Source organism: Streptomyces sp. BBFR102, from assembly GCF_051397025.1.
GTDB lineage: Bacteria > Actinomycetota > Actinomycetes > Streptomycetales > Streptomycetaceae > Streptomyces.
Window position 1 is genome coordinate 739,601 of the sequence record NZ_CP195757.1, and the last position, 25,970, is coordinate 765,570.

The 25,970-nt window shown below is 72.8% G+C and carries 21 protein-coding genes; 8 read left to right on the forward strand and 13 right to left on the reverse strand.

What is annotated here, in order from left to right; all coding sequences use genetic code 11:
- Positions 1-60: 60 nt before the first annotated feature.
- The 3 genes from ACSLIC_RS03410 to ACSLIC_RS03420 form a co-directional block, all read right to left on the reverse strand.
- Entirely contained in the window at positions 61-666 is a 606-nt protein-coding gene (locus tag ACSLIC_RS03410; protein WP_436736171.1) for a hypothetical protein, read from the reverse strand.
- Between the two features lie 244 nt (positions 667-910).
- Positions 911-1,819, reverse strand: a complete 909-nt coding sequence (locus ACSLIC_RS03415; RefSeq protein ID WP_436736172.1) for a tRNA (adenine-N1)-methyltransferase — start codon at positions 1,817-1,819, stop codon at positions 911-913.
- A 57-nt stretch (positions 1,820-1,876) separates the two neighbouring features.
- Positions 1,877-3,124: a site-2 protease family protein gene (locus ACSLIC_RS03420; RefSeq protein ID WP_436736173.1), complete on the reverse strand. Its 1,248-nt coding sequence runs from the start codon at positions 3,122-3,124 to the stop codon at positions 1,877-1,879.
- 203 nt (positions 3,125-3,327) lie between these two features.
- Here ACSLIC_RS03420 and ACSLIC_RS03425 point away from each other — a divergent pair, with 203 nt between their 5' ends.
- Together ACSLIC_RS03425 and ACSLIC_RS03430 are read left to right on the forward strand one after the other, a co-directional pair.
- Positions 3,328-4,320: a RecB family exonuclease gene (locus ACSLIC_RS03425; protein ID WP_436736174.1), complete on the forward strand. Its 993-nt coding sequence runs from the start codon at positions 3,328-3,330 to the stop codon at positions 4,318-4,320.
- 16 nt (positions 4,321-4,336) lie between these two features.
- A complete protein-coding gene (locus ACSLIC_RS03430) occupies positions 4,337-5,014 on the forward strand; it encodes a response regulator (RefSeq protein WP_436736175.1) in 678 nt (225 codons plus the stop codon).
- Between the two features lie 76 nt (positions 5,015-5,090).
- On the opposite strand, the gene ACSLIC_RS03435 is transcribed toward ACSLIC_RS03430, so the two are convergent.
- The 3 genes from ACSLIC_RS03435 to metH all read right to left on the reverse strand — a co-directional run bounded on the left by ACSLIC_RS03435 (position 5,091) and on the right by metH (position 11,579).
- A complete protein-coding gene (locus tag ACSLIC_RS03435) occupies positions 5,091-6,695 on the reverse strand; it encodes an ABC transporter substrate-binding protein (protein ID WP_436736176.1) in 1,605 nt (534 codons plus the stop codon).
- Positions 6,696-7,199: 504 nt separating this feature from the next.
- The gene (locus ACSLIC_RS03440) at positions 7,200-7,901 is read right to left on the reverse strand and encodes an HAD family hydrolase (protein WP_436736177.1); all 702 of its coding nucleotides are present in this window, start codon (positions 7,899-7,901) and stop codon (positions 7,200-7,202) included.
- Between the two features lie 156 nt (positions 7,902-8,057).
- Positions 8,058-11,579, reverse strand: coding sequence for a methionine synthase (gene metH / locus ACSLIC_RS03445; protein WP_436736178.1), 3,522 nt, complete (start codon positions 11,577-11,579; stop codon positions 8,058-8,060).
- 314 nt (positions 11,580-11,893) lie between these two features.
- Here metH and ACSLIC_RS03450 point away from each other — a divergent pair, with 314 nt between their 5' ends.
- The 5 genes from ACSLIC_RS03450 to ACSLIC_RS03470 all read left to right on the forward strand — a co-directional run bounded on the left by ACSLIC_RS03450 (position 11,894) and on the right by ACSLIC_RS03470 (position 18,508).
- Entirely contained in the window at positions 11,894-12,658 is a 765-nt protein-coding gene (locus ACSLIC_RS03450) for an IclR family transcriptional regulator (RefSeq protein WP_436736179.1), read from the forward strand.
- A gap of 364 nt (positions 12,659-13,022) precedes the next feature.
- Positions 13,023-13,793, forward strand: a complete 771-nt coding sequence (locus tag ACSLIC_RS03455; RefSeq protein WP_436736180.1) for an MIP/aquaporin family protein — start codon at positions 13,023-13,025, stop codon at positions 13,791-13,793.
- A 75-nt stretch (positions 13,794-13,868) separates the two neighbouring features.
- Positions 13,869-15,410 (forward strand): glycerol kinase GlpK, encoded by a 1,542-nt coding sequence (glpK, locus tag ACSLIC_RS03460; protein ID WP_436736181.1) that lies wholly within the window; start codon positions 13,869-13,871, stop codon positions 15,408-15,410.
- Between the two features lie 63 nt (positions 15,411-15,473).
- Positions 15,474-17,084, forward strand: a complete 1,611-nt coding sequence (locus tag ACSLIC_RS03465; RefSeq protein ID WP_436736182.1) for an FAD-dependent oxidoreductase — start codon at positions 15,474-15,476, stop codon at positions 17,082-17,084.
- 317 nt (positions 17,085-17,401) lie between these two features.
- Positions 17,402-18,508 carry a PAC2 family protein gene (locus ACSLIC_RS03470; RefSeq protein WP_436736183.1) on the forward strand — a complete coding sequence of 369 codons (1,107 nt, stop codon included), beginning with the start codon at positions 17,402-17,404 and terminating at the stop codon, positions 18,506-18,508.
- Between the two features lie 162 nt (positions 18,509-18,670).
- On the opposite strand, the gene ACSLIC_RS03475 is transcribed toward ACSLIC_RS03470, so the two are convergent.
- The 5 genes from ACSLIC_RS03475 to ACSLIC_RS03495 form a co-directional block, all read right to left on the reverse strand.
- A complete protein-coding gene (locus tag ACSLIC_RS03475; protein WP_436736184.1) occupies positions 18,671-18,859 on the reverse strand; it encodes a hypothetical protein in 189 nt (62 codons plus the stop codon).
- Between the two features lie 161 nt (positions 18,860-19,020).
- Complete coding sequence (gene mshC, locus ACSLIC_RS03480; protein ID WP_436736185.1) at positions 19,021-20,250, reverse strand: cysteine--1-D-myo-inosityl 2-amino-2-deoxy-alpha-D-glucopyranoside ligase; 1,230 nt, start codon at positions 20,248-20,250, stop codon at positions 19,021-19,023.
- Between the two features lie 114 nt (positions 20,251-20,364).
- Positions 20,365-21,309 (reverse strand): SCO1664 family protein, encoded by a 945-nt coding sequence (locus ACSLIC_RS03485; RefSeq protein WP_436736186.1) that lies wholly within the window; start codon positions 21,307-21,309, stop codon positions 20,365-20,367.
- Complete coding sequence (locus ACSLIC_RS03490) at positions 21,273-21,863, reverse strand: DUF3090 domain-containing protein (RefSeq protein ID WP_436736187.1); 591 nt, start codon at positions 21,861-21,863, stop codon at positions 21,273-21,275. The genes ACSLIC_RS03485 and ACSLIC_RS03490 overlap by 37 nt, the downstream gene beginning before the upstream one ends.
- 85 nt (positions 21,864-21,948) lie before the next feature.
- Positions 21,949-22,641 (reverse strand): histidine phosphatase family protein, encoded by a 693-nt coding sequence (locus ACSLIC_RS03495; protein WP_436736188.1) that lies wholly within the window; start codon positions 22,639-22,641, stop codon positions 21,949-21,951.
- Between the two features lie 87 nt (positions 22,642-22,728).
- On the opposite strand from ACSLIC_RS03495, the gene ACSLIC_RS03500 reads away from it, so the two are divergent.
- Entirely contained in the window at positions 22,729-23,727 is a 999-nt protein-coding gene (locus ACSLIC_RS03500) for a magnesium and cobalt transport protein CorA (RefSeq protein WP_436736189.1), read from the forward strand.
- Between the two features lie 12 nt (positions 23,728-23,739).
- Here the strand turns inward: ACSLIC_RS03500 and ACSLIC_RS03505 are convergent, their stop codons facing one another.
- Both ACSLIC_RS03505 and ACSLIC_RS03510 read right to left on the reverse strand, forming a co-directional pair.
- Positions 23,740-24,528: a ferritin-like domain-containing protein gene (locus ACSLIC_RS03505; protein WP_436736190.1), complete on the reverse strand. Its 789-nt coding sequence runs from the start codon at positions 24,526-24,528 to the stop codon at positions 23,740-23,742.
- Between the two features lie 278 nt (positions 24,529-24,806).
- Positions 24,807-25,856 (reverse strand): LLM class F420-dependent oxidoreductase, encoded by a 1,050-nt coding sequence (locus ACSLIC_RS03510; RefSeq protein WP_436736191.1) that lies wholly within the window; start codon positions 25,854-25,856, stop codon positions 24,807-24,809.
- Positions 25,857-25,970 lie beyond the last annotated feature (114 nt).

The window sequence follows — 25,970 nt, forward strand, 5'->3', positions numbered from 1 at the left end:
CCGGTTCCGGTACGGAAGGGGTCCGCCTCCACCGGCGGGCCCTTTCGTGTGTGCGGCGGGTCAGGCGCCGGCGGAGCGGGCGGGGTCGGAGCGGAGGAACGCCTTGCCGCTCCACCGCCAGGTGACGTCCTCCTCGGTGTCGGGACAGCACCGGGGTATGTCCACCGAGGAGTAGCCGAGCAGGGTGGCGCGGACCACGCCGTCGCGGACGGCGAAGGAGCCTATGCTCCGCTGTTCGAGGGGGTCGAGGAGGGTGGCGACGACGCGGGGCGGCGCTTCGGGGTCCTGGCCGGCGGTGAGGACGTACACGGCGCGCGGCGGTGTGCCCGAGCCGGCGTCGCAGTGCACGACCGCGACGGTCTCGGGGGCGCGGTCGCCGTCGAGGTCTCCCTCGGCCTCGTCCTGGACGACCGCGTCGGCGGGGCCGCAGTCGAGCGGGAAGTCGGCGCCCTCGGTGCCCGGGGCCACCGGCGGCGGCGCGGGACGGGACTCCTCCGCGGGCCCGGGGGCCTCGGGCGCGGTCCGGGCCGCGGGCTGCGCGGTGGCCGGGCCGGGCTGGAGGAGGCCGGTCAGGGCGACGACGGCGGAGACGGCGGCGGCCGTGGCGACCCAGTGGAGGGGCCGGGCGCGCGTATGGGCCAGTTCCGGGACGGCGGGGTACTGCACTAGGAGGATCTCCCGTGAGGGCTGTGCCGGTGGGGTTGTCGGCATGGTGCCACACGTCACAGGTCCTGGGAACGGCGGGGTCACGACGGGTGCGGCGGGGCCGTCCGGGTGACACCCCCTCGGGTCGGCCGGCGGGGCCGTCCGGGCGAGCGCGGGGCGGCCTCGGGACCACTCGTACGCGTGACGCCGCCGCCCGGTACGCGGGGTGCGTACCGGGCGGCGGCGTACGGGGAGGTGCGGCGGGTCAGCGCGCGGTGGGGGTGCCGCCGTCGGCGTTGGGGCCGGAGTAGTCCTCGCCGTAGGCGCCCTTGGCGGGGCGGCGCCGGCGCATCGGGGGCTCGACCCCGTCGGCGAGGCGGCGGGCGGTGAGGAGGAAGCCGGTGTGGCCGATCATCCGGTGGTCCGGGCGGACGGCCAGGCCCTCGATGTGCCAGTTGCGGATCATCGACTCCCAGGCGGTCGGCTCGTTGAAGCAGCCGATCTCGCGGATGGACTCGACGGTGCGGGCCAGCTGGGTCGTGGTCGCCACGTAGCAGCAGAGGATGCCGCCGGGGACCAGGGCCTTGGAGACGGCCTCCAGGCACTCCCAGGGGGCGAGCATGTCGAGGATGACCCGGTCGACGTCGGTGTCGGAGAGGTTGTCCTGGAGGTCGCCGACGGTGAGCTGCCAGGCGGGGTGCGGGCCGCCGAAGTACCGCTCGACGTTCTGCCGGGCGATGTCGGCGAAGTCGGCACGGCGCTCGTAGCTGTGCAGCATGCCCTGGTCGCCGATGGCGCGCAGCAGGAAGCTGCTGAGGGAGCCGGAGCCGACACCGGCCTCGACGACGCGGGCGCCGGCGAAGATGTCGGCGAAGGCGAGGATCTGGCCCGCGTCCTTCGGGTAGACCACGGCGGCGCCGCGGGGCATGGACAGGACGTAATCGGGGAGCAGGGGGCGCAGAGCGAGGTAGGCGACGTTTCCCGTGGTGCGGACAACGCTGCCCTCGGGAGCACCGATCAGCTCGTCGTGGGGGAAGGAACCCTTGTGGGTGTGGAAGTTCTTCCCTGCTTCGAGCGTGAAGGTGTAGTGGCGTCCCTTGGGGTCGGTGAGCTGGACCTGGTCCCCGACTTCGAAGGGCCCGCGACGGCGGGCGGCACCGGTCGGTTCGGACATGTGACCAGCCTACCGGGCCCGGGGCGGGGTCCCGGACCACGCCCCTGCTCCCCGGGGTCAGCTGGGCCGGGCCATCGCCCTGACGAAGGCGCGCTCGACGTCGGAGGCGGCCAGCACGCCGTAGACGGCGCCGTCCTCCTCGACCACCAGGTACTCGGTGGCGGGGTGGGCGCGGAGCAGTTCCAGCAGTTCCTCGCCGGCCAGTTCGGCCGGGACCCGCATGCCCTCGGTGATCTCCTGGGCGAGGCTGCCGGCCGCCACCCAGGGCCTGCGGTGCTCGGGGACGCCCACGATGGCGGCCTCTCGGACCAGGGAGACGGGGTCGCCGTGCGGGTCGACGACCACCAGGGCGCGGGCGCCCGCCTCGTTGGCCCGGCGGAGCGCCTCGGAGAGCGGGGTGGCCTCCTCGACGGGGACGGCTCGGCGGGTCAGGGCGCGGGCCCGCAGGTCGGGCAGGTGCTCGCGGAGGCGGGCGACGCGCAGGCTGTTGCCGGCGCCGGTCCAGATGATGGCGGCGAGGATGGCGGCGAGGAGCGCGTCCATCACCGTGTCCATGCCGTCGACCTCCTGGCCGGCTCCGCCGAGGGTGCCGGTGTGGGTGAGCAGCGGCAGGCCGATGAGGACGGCGACGGCGAGCGCCCGGCCGACCCAGGCGGCGGCGACGGTGCCGCTCATCGGCCTGCCGGTGATCTTCCAGACGACGGCACGCAGCATCCGGCCGCCGTCCAGGGGCAGGCCGGGCAGCAGGTTGAAGACGGCGACCAGGAGGTTGGAGATGGTGAGTCCGGCGACCAGGACGCCGGGCACGGTGCCGGGTTCGACCAGGTCGAGGGCTAGGTAGAAGGCGCCGCCGAGGACGAGGGAGAGCAGCGGGCCGACGAAGGCGAGGAGGAACTCCCGGCCGGGGGTCTCGCTCTCCTTCTCGATCTCGGAGACGCCGCCGAAGAACTGGAGCTGGATGCGGCGCACCGGCAGCTTCTGGCGCAGGGCGACGACGGTGTGGGCCAGTTCGTGGACGAGGACCGAGGCGTAGAAGGCGACGGCGAAGAAGAGGGAGACGAGGTAGCGGGCGCCGCCCAGCTCGGGCAGGACCCTGTCGAGCTGGCCCCCGAAGACCCAGGTGATGAGGGCGGCGACCAGGAACCAGCTGGGGGCGACGTAGATGGGTACACCGAAGAAGCGGCCCATGAGCAGGCCGCCGCCCGGTTCGCGGGCCCGGGTGGGCGTGGCGTTGCCGGGTGCGGGGGCGCCCGGGCGGCCTTCGCCTTCGGGCCGGCGCTTCTGGCCGCCGCCGCTTTCGTCCACGGTGATCCCTCAGTCCCCTCGTGCGATCCGTCTCTCCCGGTGTGCCCCCGGACGAGGGCCGGATGGTTCCGGTCGTGCGGGGCGGGAGGGTCTGGCGTCGATGGTAAGCGGAGGGACGGCGGCCGTGGGCTGCGGCTCCCTTCGCGGGAGGGCGGCCCGCGGCGGGTCCGCGCTGTCCGTCCGGGGCCGTAGGGTCGGGGGTCATGGAGACGAGGACGGACGCGGAACCGGTGGACACGGCGGGCGGGGCGGGTGCCGAGCCCCCGGCGACCGGCGCGGAGCAGGCCGCGCCCGTGGCCGGCGGAGCGCCCGGGGCGGCCCCGGGCGGGCGGAGCAGGCCGCCGGTGTCGCTGTCGCCCTCGCGGGCCAGTGACTTCATGCAGTGCCCGCTGCTGTACCGCTTCCGGGTGATCGACCGGCTGCCTGAGAAGCCCAGCCCGGCGGCGACCCGGGGCACCCTGGTCCACGCGGTGCTGGAGCGGCTGTTCGACGCCCCGGCCGCCGAGCGGACGGCCCCGAGCGCCAAGGGGCTGCTGCCGGGCGAGTGGGAGCGGCTGCTGGCCGGCCGCCCGGAGCTGGCCGAGCTCTTCTCCGGCGAGGAGGGCGAGGGCACGCCCGGCGAGCGGCTCCAGCGGTGGCTGGGCGAGGCGGAGCGGCTGGTCGAGCGGTGGTTCACGCTGGAGGACCCCACGCGGTTGGAGCCGGCCGAGCGGGAGCTGTTCGTCGAGGCGGAGCTGGAGTCGGGGCTGCGGCTGCGCGGCATCATCGACCGGGTCGACGTGGCGCCCACCGGCGAGGTGCGCATCGTGGACTACAAGACGGGCAAGGCCCCGCGTCCGCAGTACGCCGAGGGCGCGCTCTTCCAGATGACGTTCTACGCCTTGGTGGTGTGGCGGCTGAAGGGTGTGCTGCCGCGCCGGCTCCAGCTGGTCTACCTGGGCAGCGGTGAGGTGCGGACCTACGACCCGGTGATGGCGGACCTGGAACGGGTGGAGCGCAAGCTGCTGGCACTCTGGGAGGCGATCCAGGAGGCGACCCGGACGGGCGACTGGCGGCCGAAGCCCTCGAAGCTGTGCGGCTGGTGCGACCATCAGGCGGTCTGTCCCGAATTCGGGGGGACTCCCCCGCCGTATCCCTTGCCGGTGCACCTGCCCGGGTCGCGGGAGCCCGAGCAGGGCAGAATGAGCGCGTCCTAGTCGAAGGGGAGATCACGTGGCCATTCGCGTCCTGCTGGTGGACGATCAGCCGCTGCTGCGTACGGGATTCCGGATGATTCTGGAGGCCGAGCAGGATGTCGCGGTCGTCGGCGAGGCCGGTGACGGGCTCCAGGCCCTGGACCAGGTGCGGGCGCTCCAGCCCGACGTGGTGCTGATGGACATCCGGATGCCCCGGATGGACGGGGTGGAGGCGACCCGGCAGATCACCGGCCCCGGGCGCGACGGTCCGGCGAAGGTGCTGGTGCTGACCACCTTCGACCTCGACGAGTACGTGGTGGAGGCGCTGCGGGCGGGGGCCAGCGGCTTCCTGCTGAAGGACGCCCCGGCGCACGAACTGGTGCAGGCGATCCGGGTGGTGGCCTCGGGTGAGGCGATGCTGGCCCCGAGCGTGACGCGCCGTCTGCTCGACAAGTACGCGGAGCACCTGCCGTCGGGCGACGAGCCGGTGTCGGAGACCCTGCACACCCTCACCGACCGCGAGGTCGAGGTGTTGAAGCTGGTGGCGCGGGGGCTGTCGAACGCGGAGATCGCGGCGGACCTGTTCGTCAGCGAGACGACGGTCAAGACCCACGTGGGGCACGTGCTGAACAAGCTCGGCCTGCGCGACCGCGTCCAGGCGGCCGTCCACGCGTACGAGAGCGGGCTGGTGCGGCCGGGCGGGGCCGGGCAGTAGCCCTCCCCCGTGGTACGCGAAGGCGGCCACCCGGTCCTGCAGGGATGGGCGGCCGCCTTCTCGCGTGGGGCGCCGGTCAGCTGCTGACGCCGCGGTCCAGCTCCCAGAGCCGGACGTTGGAGGAAGCGTCGAGGGCCCACTCGACGCCGGTGATGTCGTCGCGGGCAGCGACGTACTGCTTGCCCTGCCAGAGCGGGAGGACCGGGACGTCCTGGGCGACGATGTCCTGTATCTCCTTGATCGGGTCGGCGGCCGCGGAGCGGTCGGCCTCCCGGCGCGAGGCGGGGATGAGCTTGTTCTGGATGTTCTTGTTGTTGTACGGCGAGGACAGGAAGTTGTTCTTGTCGAGGAAGGGCGCGACGAAGTTGTCGGCGTCGGGGAAGTCGGGGAACCAGCCCATCCCGAAGACCGGGTACTCGCCCTTGACCTGCGCGGCGCGGAACTTGTCCCAGCCGGTGCCCTTGGTGTCGGTCTTGAAGAGGCCGCTCGCGTTGAGCTGGCGGCTGATCTCCTTGAACTCGCCCTCGGTGCCCTGGCCGTAGTGGTCCGTGGTGTAGTGCAGCGTCAGCTCGACGGGGGCCTCGATGCCCGCCTGCTGGAGCGCGGCCCGGGCCTTGGCCGGGTCGGGCTGCTCGCCGTACTGGTTGAAGAACGAGTTGGTGTGCCCGGTGATGGTGGTGGGCACCAGCGAGTACAGCGGCTCCGCCGCGGTGCCGTAGACCTTCGAGGTGAGGGCGCCCCGGTCGATGAGGTAACCCATGGCCTGGCGTATCGCCTTGTCGGCCTTGGGGTCTTCGGTGTTGAAGCCGAGATAGCGGATCTCCAGGCCGGGCATCTCGACGAGGCGGATCTTCTCGACCTGGTCGCCGGTGTACTTCTTGATCTGCTGCGGCGAGATCGTACGGGTCATCAGGTCGGCGTCGCCCTTCTCCAGCGCCGCCCCCATGCTGTCGGGGTCGGCGAAGGAGCGCATGACGACCTTCTCGTTGTTCCGCTTCAGGCTGCCCTTGTAGCTGGAGTTGGCGCTGAAGTTGAGCTTGACGACCTGGTTGTCCTCGACCTCGGTCTGCACGCTGTACGGGCCCGAGCCGGAGACGTCGAAGCCCTCGCGGAGCTTGTCGGCCGGGTACTCGGCCTCGTTGACGATGCCGGCGGCGGGGGTGGCGAGCTTGTAGGGGAAGGTCGCGTCGGAGCTGTGGAGGTGGAAGACGACCTCGCGCTCTCCCCGGGTCTCGACGGTGTCGATGTTGGTCAGCAGACCGACCGGGCCGTTTCCGTCCTTGATGCGCATGATGCGGTCGATCGAGTACTTGACGTCCTCGGCGTTCAGCTCGTCGCCGTTGGAGAAGGTCAGGCCCTCGCGGAGCTTGCAGCTGTACCGCTCGTTCCCCGCGTCGGTGAACGAGCAGGTCTCGGCCGCCTCGGGCACCGGCTCGCCGCCACCGCGAGGCAGGGTCAGCAGGGTCTGGATGGTCTGACGGAGCACGTTCCAGGCGCCGGCGTCGTAGGCGGAGGCCGGGTCGAGGGGGGCCGGAGCGTCCTGGGTGGCGGCGAACCGGTCGGTGGTGCCGACGACGATGGCGTCGCCGCCCTGGTCCGCGCCGTCCGATCCGCCGCAGGCGGCGAGTACGGGGGCGAGCAGGCCGACGACGGCCGGCAGCACCAATGTCTTGCGGTTCATGCGCGCAGTTCTCCACAGCAGTCGATCTCACGCCTGTCCGCGGCTGAGGGGTGGGGCCGTGGGCGGCGTGAAGGGGTATGGCGATGTTCTCGCGAAGACATTAGACCGCGTGTGCCAGTACCCGAGAATGCGGCCGGAGTTGGGGACAATCACGCTGCGGAACCGGGTGCGGACGCACCGAATTCCCACTGCGGGGAAGCTTTTCCGCACCGGTCCATCAATCGGGACACATGGGCATCACGCGGCCGGGAAGAAAACGGACGTCCACACAGGTTTTCCACGGCGTCGACAACGACACGCGTGAGAAAGGTCACCCGGGCAGGGCGAGTTCGGCCGCGCTGACGGAGTGGGCGGATTCCGGACGCATACCCGTCCTCACCGGTATGGATACAGAGCGTGACCGTTCTGGTGGCACCGGCGCGAATTCGTCTTTGCGGCCGCGGAATTCACGCCGGAGCCCCTTTCCCGGGCGGTCGGCCTTTTTCCGGGGATGACGGTTTCCGGTCAGTGGAATCCCGTCATCATGCCGTGCAGAAAGGGCATGTCGATCTCTTCGAGGGTGCTGACGATGCGTCGGCCCGGAACGGCCCGCACGGGCGCGACCGAGGGCACGGCGATGACCTGGCAGCCCGCCGCCTCTCCCGCGGTGACACCGGTCTCGGTGTCCTCCACCACGGCGCAGCGGGCCGGGTCGACCCCCAGGCCGCGCGCGGCGAGCAGGTACGGGTCAGGGTGCGGCTTGGTCCGTTCGACCTCGTCCCCCGCAACGGTGAGCGCGAAGTGCTCGGTGCCGAGCGAGGTGAGGACGCGGTCGATGATGCGCCGGTGCGAGGCGGAGACCAGGGCGGCCGGGACCCCGTGGTGGGCCAGGGATTTCAGCAGGCGGGCGGCTCCGGGCATGAGCGGCAGGGTGGAGCCCAGTCGGCGCTCGAAGCGGTCGTTGAGCAGCAGGCTGACCTCCTCCAGGGTGATGTCGGCGCCCGTGGCGTCGATGAGGAAGCCGGCACTGCGGCTCATCGGCCCACCGACGACCACGTGCCGCCAGGACTCCTCCAGCCGGTGCCCGAGGGAAGCGAAGACCTCGACCTCGGCCTCCCACCAGAAGCCCTCGGTGTCGACGAGGGTGCCGTCCATGTCCAGGAGGACGGCCTGCAACGCGGAGCCTTCGGCCGAACGGGTACCACTGCGGGGAACCGTGCTGGTCACCTGCGTACCTCCTAAGGGACTCGAAGGCCGGGTGGGGACCGCCCGCCGGGCGCCCGAAGGCGTCGCGGCGGGCGGCTCCCACCCGGCCCGAACAGGGCCGACCAGTGTACGGCTCCCGGCTCCCGGCCGCCTCAGGACCGGTCGCGCCGCGAGGAGTCAGCGCGCGTTGAAGTACCCGGCTTCGGGGTGGTGGAGGACGATCGCGTCGGTGGACTGCTCGGGGTGGAGCTGGAACTCCTCCGAGAGGTGCACGCCGATCCGCTCGGGCTGGAGCAGGTCGGCGATCTTCGCGCGGTCCTCCAGGTTCGGGCAGGCGCCGTAGCCGAGCGAGAAACGGGCGCCGCGGTACTTCAGGGCGAACATGTCCTCGACGTCCACCGGGTCCTGGCCGCCGAAGCCCAGCTCGGCGCGGACGCGGGCGTGCCAGTACTCGGCGAGGGCCTCGGCGAGCTGCACGGACAGGCCGTGGAGTTCGAGGTAGTCGCGGTAGGAGTCGGCGGCGAACAGCTCGGCGGTGGCCTCGCCGATGCGCGAGCCGACGGTGACGACCTGGAAGCCGACCACGTCGGTCTCTCCGGACTCCTCCGGGCGGAAGAAGTCGGCGAGGCAGAGCCGTCGGCCCCGGCGCTGGCGGGGGAAGGTGAAGCGGGTCCGCTCGTTGCCCGCGTCGTCCAGCACGATCAGGTCGTCGCCCTTGGCGACGCAGGGGAAGTAGCCGTGGATGACGGCGGCTTCGAGCAGGTTCTTGGTGTGCAGCTCGTCCAGCCAGCCGCGCAACCGGGGGCGGCCCTCGGTCTCGACCAGTTCCTCGTAGCTGGGGCCGTCGCCGGCGCGGTTCTGCTTCAGGCCCCACTGGCCCTTGAAGAGGGCGCCCTCGTCGAGCCAGGAGGCGTACTCCTTGAGCGGGATGCCCTTGGCGACGCGGGTGCCCCAGAACGGCGGGGCGGGGACCGGGTTGTCGGTGGCGGTGTCGGAGCGGACCGGGCCCTCCTCCTGCTCCTCGGCCGCCGCGGCGGGGGCCGTGGCGCGCACCCGGCGCTGCTTCAGCTCGGGCAGCGTGGCGCCGGGGACGCCGCGCTTGACGGCGATGAGGGCGTCCATCAGGCGCAGGCCCTCGAAGGCGTCGCGGGCGTAGCGGACCTCGCCCTGGTAGATCTCGTGGAGGTCCTGCTCGACGTAGGCGCGGGTGAGGGCGGCACCGCCGAGGATGACGGGGTAGCCGCTGGCCAGTCCGCGCTGGTTCAGCTCCTCCAGGTTCTCCTTCATGATCACCGTGGACTTGACGAGGAGTCCGGACATGCCGATGACGTCGGCCCGGTGCTCCTCGGCGGCCTCCACGATGGCGGAGACAGGCTGCTTGATGCCGAGGTTGACGACGTTGTAGCCGTTGTTGGAGAGGATGATGTCGACGAGGTTCTTGCCGATGTCGTGGACGTCGCCGCGGACGGTGGCCAGCACGATGGTGCCCTTGCCCTCCTCGCCCTCGGCCTTCTCCATGTGCGGCTCCAGATGGGCCACCGCTTCCTTCATGACCTCGGCGGACTGCAGGACGAAGGGCAGCTGCATCTGGCCGGAGCCGAACAGCTCTCCGACCACCTTCATGCCGTCCAGAAGGGTGTCGTTGACGATGTCCAGGGCGGGCCGCTCGGTCAACGCCTCGTCCAGGTCCTCGCGCAGGCCGTTCTTCTCGCCGTCGATGATGCGGCGCTTGAGCCGCTCGTCCAGCGGGAGGGCGAGGAGTTCCTCGGCCTTGCCCGCCTTCATCGACGTGGTGTCGACGCCCTCGAACAACTCAAGGAACCGCTGGAGCGGGTCGTAGCCCTCGGCGCGGCGGTCGTGGATGAGGTCGAGTGCGACCTCGACGTGCTCCTCCTCCAGCCGGGCGATCGGCAGGATCTTGGAGGCGTGCACGATCGCCGAGTCGAGCCCGGCCTTGACGCACTCGTCCAGGAAGACGGAGTTGAGGACGATGCGGGCGGCCGGGTTGAGGCCGAAGGAGATGTTGGACAGGCCGAGGGTGGTCTGCACGTCGGGGTGGCGGCGCTTCAGCTCACGGATCGCCTCGATGGTGTGCAGGCCGTCCTTGCGGGACTCCTCCTGGCCGGTGCAGATGGTGAAGGTCAGGGTGTCGATGAGGATGTCCGACTCGTGGATGCCCCAGTTGCCGGTCAGGTCCTCGATCAGCCGCTCGGCCACGGCCACCTTGTGCTCGGTGGTGCGGGCCTGGCCCTCCTCGTCGATGGTCAGCGCCATCAGGGCCGCGCCGTGCTCCCGGGCCAGCGCCGTGACCTTGGCGAACCGGGAGTCGGGGCCGTCCCCGTCCTCGTAGTTGACCGAGTTGATGACGGCGCGCCCGCCCAGCTTCTCCAGACCGGCGCGGAGCACGTCGACCTCGGTGGAGTCGAGCACCAGCGGCAGGGTGGAGGCGGTGGCGAACCGCCCGGCCAGCTCCGCCATGTCGGCGACGCCGTCGCGGCCCACGTAGTCGACGCAGAGGTCGAGCAGGTGGGCCCCCTCGCGGATCTGCTCGCGGGCCATCTCCACGCAGTCGTCCCAACGGCCCTCCAGCATCGCCGTACGGAACTTCTTGGAGCCGTTGGCGTTGGTCCGCTCCCCGATCGCCAGGTACGAGGTGTCCTGACGGAACGGCACCGTCTGGTAGAGCGAGGCGGCGCCCGGCTCCGGGCGCGGGTCCCGCTCGCCGGGGACGGCCCCCCGCACCCGCTCCACGACCTGGCGCAGGTGCTCCGGGGTCGTGCCGCAGCAGCCGCCCACCAGGGAGAGGCCGTAGTCGCGGACGAAGCCCTCCTGTGCGTCGGCCAGCTCGGCGGCGGTCAGGGGGTAGTGCGCGCCGTCCTTGCCGAGGACGGGCAGGCCGGCGTTGGGCATGCAGGAGATCGGGACGCGCGAGTGGCGGGCGAGGTGGCGCAGGTGCTCGCTCATCTCGGCGGGGCCGGTCGCGCAGTTCAGGCCGATCATGTCGATGCCCAGCGGCTCCAGCGCGGTCAGGGCCGCACCGATCTCCGAGCCGAGCAGCATGGTGCCGGTGGTCTCGACGGTGACCGAGACGATGACGGGCAGGTGGGCGCCGGTCGCCTCCAGGGCGCGGCGGGCGCCGACCACGGATGCCTTGGTCTGGAGCAGGTCCTGGGTGGTCTCGATCAGCAGCGCGTCCGCGCCGCCGGCGATCATCCCCTCGGCGTTGCGCTGGTAGGCGTCCCGCAGGGTGGCGTACGGGGCGTGGCCCAGAGTCGGCAGCTTGGTGCCGGGGCCCATCGAGCCCAGCACCCAGCGCTGTTGGCCCGTCTCCACGGTGAAGCGGTCGGCGCTCTCCCGGGCGACCCGGGCCCCGGCCTCGGACAGCTCGAAGACCCGCTCGGGGATGTCGTACTCGCCCAGTGCCGCGTGGTTGGCGCCGAACGTGTTGGTCTCCACGCAGTCGACGCCGACGGCGAAGTAGGCGTCGTGGACGGAGGTGACGATGTCCGGCCGGGTGAGGTTGAGGATCTCGTTGCAGCCTTCGAGCTGCTGGAAGTCGTCGAGCGTCGGTTCCTGCGCCTGGAGCATCGTGCCCATCGCCCCGTCCGCGACCACCACCCGGGTGGCCAGTGCTTCGCGGAGGGCGTCCGCGCGGGCGGCGGCGGTCGGTGCGGTCCGATGGGTCGGCGACGAGGCCATGAGAGTGCTCCCTGAGTGCGACGGCTGTCGGCTTTGCGCCCCCGGTGCCGAAGGCGCACGCGGTCAGCGTAGCCGTCGGGACGGCCCCGCGGCACGGGCGTCCAGGGTCCGGACCCGCGGCCGGTGGCGGGACGGCACGTGCCCCGAGGTCGGGTTGGCCCGCGCGGGCGGACACGGGTACGGGCGTGTCGGAGCATGGCCGAAACTCGCCGGAAACAGGGGGTCGGCACATTGGCTAGCGGTCGGCGAAGGCCGCTAGTGTTCAGCATTGTCGAATGGCCGCATCGACACACGGCCTCAGGAAGGGACCACGGATGGCACGGAACATCCAGTCGCTGGAGCGGGCCGCGGCGATGCTGCGACTGCTGGCGGGGGGTGAGCGGCGGCTCGGGCTCTCCGACATCGCCTCGACGCTCGGCCTCGCCAAGGGCACGGCCCACGGCATCCTGCGCACCCTCCAGGCGGAGGGCTTCGTCGAGCAGGAACCGGCCTCGGGCCGCTATCAGCTCGGAGCCGAACTGCTGCGCCTGGGCAACAGCTACCTGGACGTGCACGAGCTGCGGGCCCGGGCGCTGGTCTGGACGGACGACCTGGCGCGCTCCAGCGGCGAGGCCGCCTACCTCGGGGTCCTGCACCAGCAGGGCGTCCTGATCGTCCATCACGTCTTCCGGCCGGACGACTCGCGGCAGGTCCTGGAGGTGGGCGCGATGCACCCGCTGCACTCCACAGCGCTCGGCAAGGTGCTCTCGGCCTTCGACCCGGTGGCCCACAGCGAGGTGCTGGAGTGCGCGCGCGAGCCGCTCACCGACCACACCGTGACCGAGGCGGGCGCCGTCGAGGAGGTCCTGGACCTGACCCGGGCCCGGGGCTGGGCCCTGGACCTGGAGGAGACCTGGGAGGGCGTGGCCTCGCTGGCGGCCCCCGTCCACGACCGGCGCCGGATGCCGGTGGGCGCCGTCGGCGTGACGGGCCCCGTGGAGCGGCTGTGCCCGGACGGCACCCCGCGCACCGAACTGGTGACGGCCGTCCGCGACTGCGCCCGGGCCGTCTCCCGGGACCTGGGCGCCGGGCGGTTCTGACCCGGGCGGACGGCGCCCACCCCCGCACCACGCTCCCGCCCGGCCGATTCATGGCGTCCTCGCCCACGGCCGGGCTTTTGCCGCACGCCCGGCGAGGCGCACATCACACCGTCCGCCCGCGAAGGCGGTTCCGGGCGACAAATCGTGGGGAGCTTTGCGGCACAGGACCTTGACTGCGTGCGCACGCGGCGGAACACTGCCGTTCCACGGTCGGCATTGTCGAACGCCTAACGGCAAATACGCGTTACGGTGTGAGTGCGCCGACCAGAACACGCCCCCCGCACCGCGGACGTGTCCGGTCGGCCGGGACCCGGCGGAGCGGCACGCGCGGTGTCCATCTGGACGAAGGACGAAGGAGTCGCGGGTGTCCAGCTCCCACATCTTCATCGGCGAGACAATCGGTACCGCCGTACTCATCCTGCTCGGCGTCGGCGTCTGCGCCGCCGTCACTCTCAAGGGCTCCAAGGCGAAGGACGCCGGCTGGCTCACGGTGTCCTTCGGCTGGGGCTTCGCGGTCCTCACCGGCGCCTACCTCGCCTCGGGCGTCTCGGGCGCCCACCTGAACCCGGCCGTGACCATAGGTCTGGCCATCCAGGGCGGCACCGAGTGGTCGGACGTGCCGCTCTACCTCGGCTCGCAGCTGCTCGGCGCGATGATCGGCGCCGCCCTGGTCTGGGTGGCGTACTACGGCCACTTCCAGGCGCACCTCAAGGACGAGGCCGTGCTCGCGGAGGCGGCCGCCGCCCCGAAGGACGCACCCGGCCCGGTCCTCGGCGTCTTCTCCACCACCGCGCAGATCCGCAACACCGTGCAGAACCTCGGCACCGAGATCATCGCCACCACCGTGCTGGTGCTGGCGATCCTGACCCAGGGGCTCAACGACGAGGGCAACGGCCTCGGCGCCCTCGGCGCGCTCATCACCGCGCTGGTCGTGGTCAGCATCGGCCTGTCTCTCGGTGGCCCCACCGGATACGCGATCAACCCGGTCCGCGACCTCGGCCCCCGGCTGGTGCACGCGGCGCTGCCGCTACCGAACAAGGGCGGCTCCGCCTGGGAATATGCCTGGATTCCGGTGGCGGGCCCGCTGATCGGCGGCGCCCTCGCCGGCGGCATCTACCAACTGGCGTTCGCCTGACCGCGGGCCCGGCGGCGTACTCCGCCGGGCCGCCCGCACCGACCCGCACCGCACTTCGCTGAGCAGGAGCACACCGTGACCGACGCACACACCGCAGGCCCGTTCATCGCCGCGATCGACCAGGGGACCACGTCGAGCCGCTGCATCGTCTTCGACCGGGACGGCCGGATCGTCGCCGTGGACCAGAAGGAACACGAGCAGATCTTCCCCAAGCCCGGCTGGGTCGAGCACGACGCCGCCGAGATCTGGACCAACGTCCAGGAGGTGGTCGCCGGTGCCGTCGCCAAGGCCGGGATCACCCGCGACGACATCAAGGCCGTCGGCATCACCAACCAGCGCGAGACCACGCTGCTGTGGGACCGCCACACGGGCGAGCCGGTCCACAACGCCATCGTCTGGCAGGACACCCGTACCGACGCCCTCTGCCGCGACCTCGGCCGCAACGTCGGCAAGGACCGCTTCCGCCGCGAGACCGGCCTGCCGCTCGCCTCGTACTTCGCCGGGCCCAAGGCCCGCTGGCTGCTCGACAACGTCGAGGGGCTGCGGGAGCGCGCCGAGGCGGGCGACATCCTCTTCGGCACCATGGACTCCTGGGTCATCTGGAACCTCACCGGCGGCACCGAGGGCGGCGTCCACGTCACCGACGTCACCAACGCCTCGCGCACCATGCTGATGAACCTGCACACCATGGAGTGGGACGAGCGGATCTGCTCGTCGATCGGCGTGCCCACCGAGGTGCTGCCCGAGATCCGCTCCTCCGCCGAGGTCTACGGCGAGGTCAGCGGCGGGCGCCTGGGCGAGCTGCTCGGCGGCATCCCGGTCGCCTCGGCCCTCGGCGACCAGCAGGCGGCCCTCTTCGGCCAGACGTGCTTCGCCGAGGGCGAGGCCAAGTCGACGTACGGCACCGGCACCTTCATGCTGATGAACACCGGCGGGAAGATCATCAACTCCTACTCGGGGCTGCTGACCACCGTCGGCTACCGCATCGGCGACCAGGACCCGGTCTACGCCCTGGAGGGGTCGATCGCCGTCACCGGCTCGCTCGTCCAGTGGATGCGCGACCAGATGGGCCTGATCAACTCCGCCGCCGAGATCGAGACGCTGGCCTCCTCGGTCGAGGACAACGGCGGCGCCTACTTCGTCCCCGCCTTCTCCGGGCTCTTCGCCCCCTACTGGCGGCCGGACGCCCGCGGCGTCATCGCGGGCCTGACCCGGTACGTGACGAAGGCGCACATCGCCCGGGCCGTGCTGGAGGCGACCGCCTGGCAGACCCGCGAGATCACCGACGCCATGACCAAGGACTCCGGCGTCGAGCTGACCTCGCTCAAGGTCGACGGCGGCATGACCTCCAACAACCTGCTGATGCAGACGATGGCCAACTTCGTCGACGCCCCGGTGGTCCGCCCGATGGTGGCCGAGACCACCTGCCTGGGCGCCGCCTACGCGGCCGGCCTCGCGGTCGGCTTCTGGCCCGACACCGACACCCTGCGCGCCAACTGGCGCCGGGCCGCCGAGTGGACCCCGGACATGGACCCGGAGGTCCGCGACCACGAGTACCGCAAGTGGCTCAAGGCCGTCGAGCGCACCTTCGACTGGCTCGACGACGAAGAGAACTGACGCACCACCCCGGGGGGCCGCCCTGAGCGGCGGCCCCCCGGACACACCGATGAGGAGCACGTCATGACCACCCCGCACAGCGTCCCGGCCCTCGGGACCCACCCGGCAGCCGGCCCCAACCCGGGCCGGGCCGAGACCCGGGACCAGCTGTCCCGGGCGACCTACGACCTCCTGGTCATCGGCGGCGGCATCCTGGGCATCTCCACCGCCTGGCACGCCGCGCAGTCCGGCCTGCGGGTCGCCCTGGTCGACGCGGGGGACTTCGCGGGAGCCACCTCGTCGGCCTCCTCCAAGCTGCTCCACGGCGGTCTGCGCTACCTGCAGACCGGCGCGGTCAAGCTGGTCGCGGAGAACCACTTCGAGCGGCGCGCCGTCTCCAAGCAGGTCGCCCCGCACCTCGCCCGGCCGCTCACCTTCTACCTGCCCGTCTACAAGGGCGGCCCGCACGGAGCCGCCAAGCTCGGCGCGGGCGTCTTCGCGTACTCCGCGCTCTCCGCCTTCGGCGACGGCGTCGGCCACGTGATCAGCCCCGAGCGGGCCCGCCGCGACGTGCCCGAGCTGCGTACCGACGGGCTGCGCGCGGTCGCCGTCTACGGCGACGACCAGATGAACGACTCCCGGATGGCGCTGATGACGGTCCGCGCTGCCGTCGAGGCGGGCACCGAGGTGCTCAACCACGCCGAGGTCACCGGGCTGCGCTTCACCCGCGGCCGGGTCACCGGCGCGGAGCTGCGGGACCGCCTCGACGGCACCGAGTTCGGCATCGACGCCCGCCTCGTCCTCAACGCCACCGGCCCGTGGACCGACCACCTGCGCGCCATGGAGGACAAGGCCGCCGCCCCCTCGGTCCGCCTCTCCAAGGGCGCCCACCTGGTGCTGCGCCGCACCTCCCCCTGGAAGGCCGCGCTCGCCACCCCGATCGACAAGTACCGCATCACCTTCGCGCTGCCCTGGGAGGACATGCTCCTGCTCGGCACCACCGACGAGGAGTACGAGGGCGACCCGCGCGACGTCTCCGTCACCGACCAGGACGTCACGCAGATCCTCGACGAGGCCGCCTTCTCCGTCCGCGACCAGCAGCTCTCCCGGGACCTCATCACGTACTCGTTCGCCGGTCTGCGGGTGCTGCCCGGCGGGCCCGGCGACACCTCGAAGGCCAAGCGCGAGACGGTGGTCAGCGAGGGTCCCGGCGGCATGCTGTCGGTCGCCGGCGGCAAGTGGACCACCTTCCGGCACATCGGCCGCACCGTCATCGACAAGCTGTCCAAGCTCCCCGGCCGCCCGCTGACCGAGGACATGGAGCCGATGCGCAGCCTGCCCCGGATGCCGCTGCCGGGCATCGCCAACCCGCAGGCGGTCGCGCACCGGCTGCTGGTCGACGGGCCCGCTCCCGGGCCGCGGATGGCCCCGGACACCGCCCGCCACCTGGCGACCCACTACGGCTCGCTCGCCTTCGACATCGCCCGCCTCGCCAACGAGGACCCGGCGCTGGCCGAGCGCATCCACCCGGACGCGCCGGAGATCCGGGCGCAGATCGTCTACGCCCGCGACCGCGAGTGGGCCGAGACCGCCGAGGACGTGCTGCGCCGCCGCACCACGCTCACCGTGCGCGGGCTCGACACCCCCGAGGTCCGCGCCGACGTGGCCGGCCTGCTGGCGGACCGCCGCGGCTGACGGCGGGCGGACGCGGTGTGGCGGGCGCTTCGTCAGCCCGCCACACCGCGGCAGCACGTGATCCCGCTCACCGGCCGCGGCCCGCACCCGCTCACGCGGGGAGAGGACCGCGCCGACGGTGCGCCGGGAGGAACCGACGACGTTCTGCTCCCGAGGAGGCCGCCCACGGACCGTCCGGACCCTTACGGGGGGAGTGCGCGGCCCCGGGCCGGGGCAGTCTTCCGAGCGTCGCGGCCTCACAAGGGGGCTGCGGGAGGGCCCCGCGGACGCCGTAAGGTTGGGCCGGTACGCGAGGGCACGTCGGAAGGAGGCACTGGGTGATCGAGCTCGAGGGAGTACCCGAGCTGGTCGACCCGGTCATGGTGGCCGCGTTCGAAGGCTGGAACGACGCCGGCGACGCCGCCTCCACCGCGGTCGCGCATCTGGAGCAGGAGTGGAAGGGCGAGGTGTTCGCGGCGCTGGACGCCGAGGACTACTACGACTTCCAGGTCAACCGCCCCACGGTGTGGCTGGACGGCGGGGTCCGCAAGGTGACCTGGCCGACGACCCGGCTGTCGGTGGTCCGGATCGGCGGCGAGAAGCCGCGCGACCTGGTGCTGGTACGCGGCATCGAGCCCAGCATGCGCTGGCGCTCGTTCTGCAACGAGATCCTGGGCTTCGCCCACGAGCTGGGCGTCGAGATGGTCGTCGTCCTCGGCGCCCTGCTGGGCGACACCCCGCACACCCGCCCGGTCCCGGTCAGCGGCGTCACCTCCGACCCGGACCTGGCCCGCACGATGGACCTGGAGGAGAGCCGCTACGAGGGCCCCACCGGCATCGTCGGCATCCTCCAGGAGGCGTGCACCCACGCCGGGGTCCCGGCGGTGAGCCTGTGGGCGGCGGTCCCGCACTACGTGTCGCAGCCGCCCAACCCGAAGGCGACGCTGGCCCTGCTGAACCGCCTGGAGGACGTGCTCGACCTGCGCATCCCGCTGGGCGACCTGGCCGAGGACGCCCGGGCCTGGCAGCTGGGCGTGGACCAACTGGCCGCCGAGGACAGCGAAGTGGCCGAGTACGTCCAGTCGCTGGAGGAGGCGCGGGACACCGCGGAGCTGCCCGAGGCGTCGGGCGAGGCCATCGCCCGGGAGTTCGAGCGGTACCTCAGGCGCCGCGACGGCGGCGGCGCGGGCGGCCACGCCACTGACAGCGGCCGGGCGGCCGAGGGCGACGGTCCTTTCCTGCGCGAGGGCGACCGTGCGCGCCCGCCGCACCCCAAGCGCACCGGCCCGCTCCCGGGCACGGCCCCCGAGGGCCCGCTGGGCCGGGAGGCGCCCCGGCCGGCGCAGGAAGGCCCGGACACCGGCCCCGAAGAGGGCCGGGCGGACGGCGAGGGCAAGGGCGACGACGGCCCGGACGGCGACTCCCGCCCGGGTGACGGCGACTGACCGGGCCGGACCGCGCCGCCGTCCACGACCCACGCGAAAGGACCCCGCCTCGATCAGGCGGGGTCCTTTCGTTGCTGCCCGGAGGCCGCACGGCTCAGTGGGAGACGCCCACCGCCCCGGCCGGAAGTTCGCCGGCTCCCCGGCGGAGGGCCGTGCCCCGGGTCAGCCGGTCGCAGGCCGCCGCGAGTGCGGCGCACCGCCGGCCTCCGCGAGGGTCCCCACCCCGCTCAGCGTCCAGTCGGCCTGGCGGTCGCCGACGGGGGCGAGGGCGAGGCGGGCGGCCTGGGTCCCCGCCTGGGTCGGGGCCTGCGCCGTCCCCGGGTCGCCCGCCGTGTCCGCGGTGTCCGGCAACAGCCCCACCGACACCGCCGCGTTCCGGGGAACATGAGCGGAGGGCGGCAAGCGCCCGGCAGGCCCGGCAGGTCGCCGCCGCGAGGGGACGGGCGGCCGGGTAGGCGCGGAGGGGCCCCGCCACCTCCCCGTGGCGGGGCCCCTCGTACGGCCGGGTGGGTTCAGAGTGCCACGCCGAGCAGGGCGTCCACCGTGCGGGAGACGACGCCCGGGGCGCCCTCGTCGGTACCGCCCTCGGTCTCCTGGAGCTGGGCCCAGGCGTCGACGGCGCGCAGGGCTGCCGGGGCGTCCAGGTCGTCGGCGAGGGCCGCGCGGACCTGTTCGACCACGGCGGAGGCGTCCGGGCCGTCGGGGCGGGAGACGGCGGCCCGCCAGCGGGCGAGGCGCTCGACGGCCTCCTGGAGGGTGGCGTCGGTCCACTCCCAGTCGGCCCGGTAGTGGTGGGCGTGGAGGGCCAGGCGGATCGCCCCCGGGTCGACGCCCGCGCGGCGCAGCGCGGAGACGAAGACCAGGTTCCCCTTGGACTTGGACATCTTCTCGCCGTCCAGGGCGACCATCCCGGCGTGCACGTAGGAGTGCGCGAAGGGGTGCTCGCCGGTGGCGGCGTGGGCGTGCGAGGCGCCCATCTCGTGGTGCGGGAAGACCAGGTCGGAGCCGCCGCCCTGGAGGTCGAAGCCCATGCCGAGGTGGTCCAGGGCGATGGCGACGCACTCGATGTGCCAGCCGGGCCGGCCCTGGCCGAGGCTGCCGCCGTCCCAGCTGGGCTCGCCCTCGCGGGCCGCCATCCACAGCATCGGGTCGAGGGGGTTCTTCTTGCCGGGGCGCTCGGGGTCGCCGCCGCGTTCGGCGGAGAGCAGGCGCATGGCGGCGGCGTCGAGGTGGGAGACCTCACCGAAGTGCGGGTCGGCCTCGACGGAGAAGTACAGGTCGCCTCCCAGCTCGTAGGCGGCGCCCGCCTCCCGCAGCCGCTCGACCAACGGGATGATGCGGGGTATGGCCTCGACGGCGCCGATGTAGTCGCGGGGCGGGATCATCCTGAGCGCGGTCATGTCCTCGCGGAAGAGGGCCGTCTCGCGTTCGGCGAGCCCGGTCCACTCCACCCCGTCGCGCACCGCGCGCTCCAGGAGAGGGTCGTCCACGTCCGTGACGTTCTGGACGTAGTGCACCTGACGCTTGGTGTCGAGCCACACGCGCTGGACGAGGTCGAACGCGTTGTAGGTCGCCGCGTGACCCATGTGGGTCGCGTCGTACGGCGTGATGCCGCAGACGTAGAGACGGGCGACGGGGCCGGGGGTGAGGGTCTTCGGCCCTCCGGACACGGTGTCGTGAATCCTCAGGTCGCGACCCTTGCCAGGAAGGGCGGGGACCTCGGAAGCGGGCCAGGCATGCATGGGACCGAGCCTAACCGGACGTGGCATCCGGATACGAACCGGACCGGGGCTGATTGGCCGGGACTGCCCTCTTGCGGCGCGGGTCTTCCTGTGCGGATGCCGGACGCGGCGGCGTCAGACCGGCGGCCAGGGGATCGCGGGCCACTCCCCGCCGGGCACCGGGTGGGTGCCGGAGGCCAGCAGAGCGGCGACCCGGCCGCGCAGCGCCGCCAGTTCGACCGGGGTGACGAGGGCGCCCAGCCGGGTGCTGAGCGGCTCGTCCTCGCCGAGGGCCGTGGCCAGGCATCCCAGGGCTGCCACCGCCTCCTCGGGGAGCGGTTCCCCGGCCCAGCCCCAGAGCAGGGTGCGCAGCTTGTCGTCGGTGTGGAAGGTGACCCCGTGGTCGATGCCGTAGAGGCGGCCGTCGGCGGTGGTCAGCAGGTGGCCGCCCTTGCGGTCGCTGTTGTTGATGACGGCGTCCAGCACCGCGAGGCGGCGCAACCGGGGATCGTCGGCGTGGACGAGCAGCGCGGTGCCGCCGCCGGGCACCTCGGCCAGCCCGATCGCACGCCACCCGTCGGGCGCGGGCCGCCCGGCGTCGGCGAGGGCCAGCAGACGCCCGACGGGGACCAGGCCGGGGCCGTCGGTGGCGGGCACCCCGGTACCGGGCCCGGCTGCGGACTCCTGCGCCTCGCCGGGCTCCTCGGGCGCGTCCTCGGCCTGGTCGATCCAGAGCTGCACCATGCCGGGCCCGTAGGGGCCCTCGCGCACCACGGTGGGCGGGATCAGCTCCCAGCCGAGGGCGGCGCACACCTCGTACGCCGCGACCTCGCGCTGGGCCAGCGTCCCGTCGGGGAAGTCCCAGAGCGGCTGCTCCCCCGCCACCGGCTTGTAGACACAGGCGGCCCGGCGGTCCTGGTGGACGACGGTGCAGTGCAGCACGGCGTTGGACGCCTCGGGGATGCGGCCTCGCACGGTCAGCTCGCCCTCGGTGAGCAGGGCGGTGACGGAGCCGGACGGGGCGGAGTCCGCAGGCGCGGTGGTCACAGGTCCCGGCGGTACCCGTTCTGGCGCGGGCATACGTGTCCTTCCGGGTCGAGCGGCAGGCTGCACAGCGGGCAGGGCGGCCGGCCGGCGTTGACGACGTCCAGGGCGCGCTTGGCGAAGGCTCGGGCCTGGGCTCCGGAGAGGCGGACCCGCAGCATCGGGGGGCCGTTCTCCTCGTCCTGGAGAAGGCGCTCCTCGGCGGCGGCGAGGTCCTCGTCGGAGTCGCCCTCCAGCTCGACCAGGGCCTGCGCCTCGACGATCATCCGCTGGTCCTCGCCGTCCCAGGCCAGCGCCATGGTGCCGACCCGGAACTCCTCCTCGACCGGGTTGTCGAGGGGGGCGCTGTCGGCGATGTCGGCCGGGACCACGGCGGGCACCGCGGCGTTGCCGCCGCTGCGGCGGACGACTTCGTCGAGCAGTTCGTTCATACGCTCCGCGAGCGCGGCGACCTGGGTCTTCTCCAAGGCCACACTGGTGACCCGGCCTTGCGAGGAGGCTTGGAGGAAGAAGGTCCTGCGCCCGGGCAGACCGACCGTCCCGGCGACGAAGCGCTCGGGCGGATCGAAGAGGAACACCTGACGGGACACGTCCTGCATCTCCAGGGGATCGGTGGCGGAGGGCGGTGGGACGAGGGGCGGCGCCCGCTCGGTTTCACCCTACTGCGGCGGGCGATCACGGTGCGCCCGTACCGCCCCCGACCGTGGCTTGTCCGGCGTCGTCGCCGGTGACGGGTCGGGGGGCCAGACCGTCCAGCTCGCCGGTGTCGCCGAGGCGGACGAGGAAGGGGCGCAGCCGGGTGAAGCGGATGGCGGTGACCGAGCAGGGCTGGACCGAGATCCGCTGGAAGAGATCGAGGTGCAGCCCGAGCGCGTCGGCGACCAGGGACTTGATGATGTCTCCGTGGGTGCACAGGACGTAGGCGGCGTCCTCACCGTGCTCGTCGGCGATGCGGGCGTTCCACTCCCGGACCGCCTCGGCGGCGCGGTGGTGCATGTGGCGCATCGACTCGCCGCCGGGGAACGCGGCGGCCGAGGGGTGCTGCTGGACGACCTCCATGAGCGGCTCGCCGCTCAGTTCGGAGAGTTTGCGGCCCGACCAGTCGCCGTAGTCGCACTCGTTGACCCGCTCCTCCTCGTGGACCGCGAGGCCGGGCCGGGCGGCGAGCAGCGGGGCGAGGGTCTCCCGGCACCGCTCCAACGGGCTGCTGACGGCGGCGGCCAGTGGGATGGCGCCGAGCCGGGCGGGCAGCGCCTCGGCCTGGGCGCGGCCGTGACCGTCGAGGCGGACGCCCGGGGTGCGCCCGGCGAGGATTCCCGCGGTGTTGGCGGTGGAGCGTCCGTGCCGGACGAGGATCAGAGTGGGCATGCGTGCCAGCGTAGGCGCTGGCGAAGGCTGTGCGACGGGCGCGGCGGGCGGTGGTGAGGACCGGCCGGGACGGGGAAGACTGATCCGGTGATCGTGGACTGTGCCATCTACCGGGCCGGCCGCCGCACCGAGCGGGCCGGCGAGTTGACCGAGGCGCTGGCGAAGGCCCGCGCCTGGGACGACGCCTTCGTCTGGCTGGGCGTGCTGGACCCGAGCGAGGAGGAGTTCGGCCGGGTCAGCGAGGAGTTCGGGTTCCACCCGCTGGCGGCCGAGGACGCCCTCAAGGCGCACCAGCGGCCGAAGCTGGAGGTGTACGACGACTCGCTGTTCATGGTGCTGAAGCCGGTGGTGTACGAGCCGGAGAGCGACCGGGTCTCCCTCGGCGAGGTGATGGTCTTCGTCGGCGACGGCTTCGTGGTGACGGTGCGGCACGGGGAGGGGGCGCCGCTGGCCCAGGTGCGGGACCGTCTGGAGCACGAGCCGCAGATCCTGGCGCACGGGCCGACGGCGGTGCTGTACGCCGTCGCCGACGCGGTCGTGGACCACTACCTGGTGGTGGCGGCGGAACTCCAGACCGACCTGGAGGAACTGGAGACGGACGTCTTCTCGCCCGACTCCTCGGGCAGCCGGGACACCGCCGAGCGGATCTACACCTTCAAGCGGCAGATCGTGGAGTTCCGCCGGGCGACAGGCCCGCTGGCCACGCCGGTGGGGCGGCTGACCGGAGGCGGTCCGTTCGGCCACGGCGTGCCCTTCGTGCGGGACTCCTCGCAGCCCTTCTTCCGCGACGTGGGCGACCACCTGCTGCGGGTCAACGAGTCGGTGGAGAGCCTGGACCGGCTGGTCTCGGACATCCTCTCGGCACACCTGGCGCAGATGGGCGTCCGGCAGAACGACGACATGCGGAAGATCTCCGCGTGGGCGGCGATGGCGGCGGTGCCGACGATGATCGCCGGGATCTACGGCATGAACTTCGAGGCGATGCCGGAGCTGGACTGGCCGGGGAGCTACCCGGTGGTGATCCTGGTGATGGTGGGCATCGCCTTCGGCCTGCACCGCCAGTTCAAGCGGCGCGGCTGGCTGTGACCTGGCCGGGGGTCAGGCGTACTCGGGCGCGGAGGGGGCCGGTCCGCCCAGCGGGTCGCGCCGCTCGGGCGGGGCCAGGGAGACCATCCGCCGCCAGCCGAGGGCCCGCTCGTACCGGTACGCGGCGCGGATGCCGGCCGCGAGAAGCGCGCCCCGCGCCCTGGACCAGCCCAGCATCTGGCCCATCCGGGCCATCACGGCGAGGCTGACGTCGCGGTGGACGGCCAGTTCGGCGCGGACGCAGGTGCGCAGGGTGCGGTGGATGGCGCGGCCGTGTCCGGCGCGGGCCAGCCGCAGCAGTTCCTCGTGGCAGTAGGCGAGGTGGTTGTCCTCGTCGGCGGAGATCATCCGGACCGCGCGGCCGAGGTCGGGGTGGTCGCCGAAGTACCGCAGCAGCATCCGCATCTGCTCACCGGCGCGCTGCTCGGTGACGCGGCTGTGCGCGAGGTAGGTGATGACGTCCTGCTCGCTGAGCGGGGCGTCGGCCTGGAGGCGGGCATGGGCGAGGCCGATGCCGCGGCGCTCCAGGAGCATCGTGTAGTCGGTGTCCGCGGGGACCTCGCAGGGCTGGAGGCCGCGCTTCCTCAGCAGGGCGCGGAAGATCCGGCCGTGCTTCTCCTCGTCGGCGCCGTGCCGGGCGATCTTGGGGGCGAGGGCCCGTTGCGACTCGGGAACCAGCGCGGCGATCCTGGCGTTCTCCCAGCCGCCCTGCGTCTCGCCGCTGGCGGCGATGGAGCAGAAGAGCCGGTAGGCGTCGTCGTTGTCGAGGATCTCCTGGAAGAGACTCCGGGCCGAGAGCATCCGCAAACCTCCGTGCGTCGCGGGACAACCGTCCGCAGAAGGCCAGTCAACGGCCGCCCTCGGGGCCCGGCAACGCCACCGGCGACGGGGCTGGGCCGAACGAGCGAGGGCGCGCGGGACGGGGTCGCGCGCCGGTGGGCGTAACCCCCGGGGCGGTGGGACGTTGTGCTGGTGACGGCCGTGGCGGGGAAGACCCCCGAGCCCCCACCACGGCCGCAGACCTGGAAGGCCCCGCCGGTTCGCGTACCGGCGGGGCCTTCGCCGTACGGCGGGAGGGGTCAGGCGAGGCCCGCGCGCTCCAGCGCCTCGGTGCCGGCGCGCAGCGCGGCGAGCCGCTCGTCGAGGGTGAAGCCGGCCGGGGAGAGCGTCAGGGTGGTGACGCCCGCGGCGGCGTACGCCTGCATGCGGTCGGCGATCCGGTCGACGCCGCCAAGCAGCGTGGTGGAGTCGATGAGCTGGTGCGGGACGGCCGCGGCGGCCCCGTCCTTGTCGCCGGAGAGGTACTTGTCCTGGATCTCGGCGGCCTCCTTCTCGTACCCCATGCGCCCGGCGAGCTGGTTGTAGAAGTTCTGCTTGCGGCTGCCCATGCCGCCGACGTACAGCGCGGTGTACGGGCGGAAGAGGTCGGCGAGGCCGTTGACGTCGTCGCCGACGGCGATCGGGACGGTCGGGACGACGTCGAAGCCCTCCATGGTGAGACCGGCCTTCTCGCGGCCCGCGCGCAGATGGCGGACGGCCGTCTCCTCCAGGTGCTCGGCGGCGGGGAAGATCAGCAGGGCTCCGTCGGCGATCTCGCCGGTCTGCTCCAGGTTCTTCGGGCCGATCGCCGCGATGTAGAGCGGGATGCGCTCGCGCTCGGGGTGGACGGTGAGCTTCAGCGGCTTGCCGGGGCCGCCGGGCAGCGGCAGCGTCCAGTGGTCGCCCTCGAAGGAGACCCGCTCGCGGCTCATCGCCTTGCGGACGATCTCGACGTACTCGCGGGTGCGCGCCAGCGGCTTGTCGAACTTGACGCCGTACCAGCCCTCGGAGACCTGCGGGCCCGAGACGCCGAGGCCCAGGCGGAAGCGCCCGCCGGAGAGCGAGTCGAGGGTGGCGGCGGTCATCGCGGTCATGGTGGGCTGGCGCGCCGGGATCTGCATGATCGCCGAGCCGATGTCGATCCGCTCGGTCTGGGCGGCGACCCAGGCGAGGACGGTCGGACTGTCCGATCCGTACGCCTCCGCGGCCCAGCAGACCGAGTAGCCCAGCCGGTCGGCCTCCTTGGCGACCGCCAGGTTGTCCGCGTCCATACCGGCGCCCCAGTAGCCGAGGTTGATACCGAGCTGCATGCGCAAATCCCCTTACCCATCGGTAACCGTTCCGGGGACTGTAGCGCTCCCACCCGTCCGGACGGTATGCCTGGGCACGTCGCCCCTGTCACGTGGCGGCGGCGCGGCGCGCCG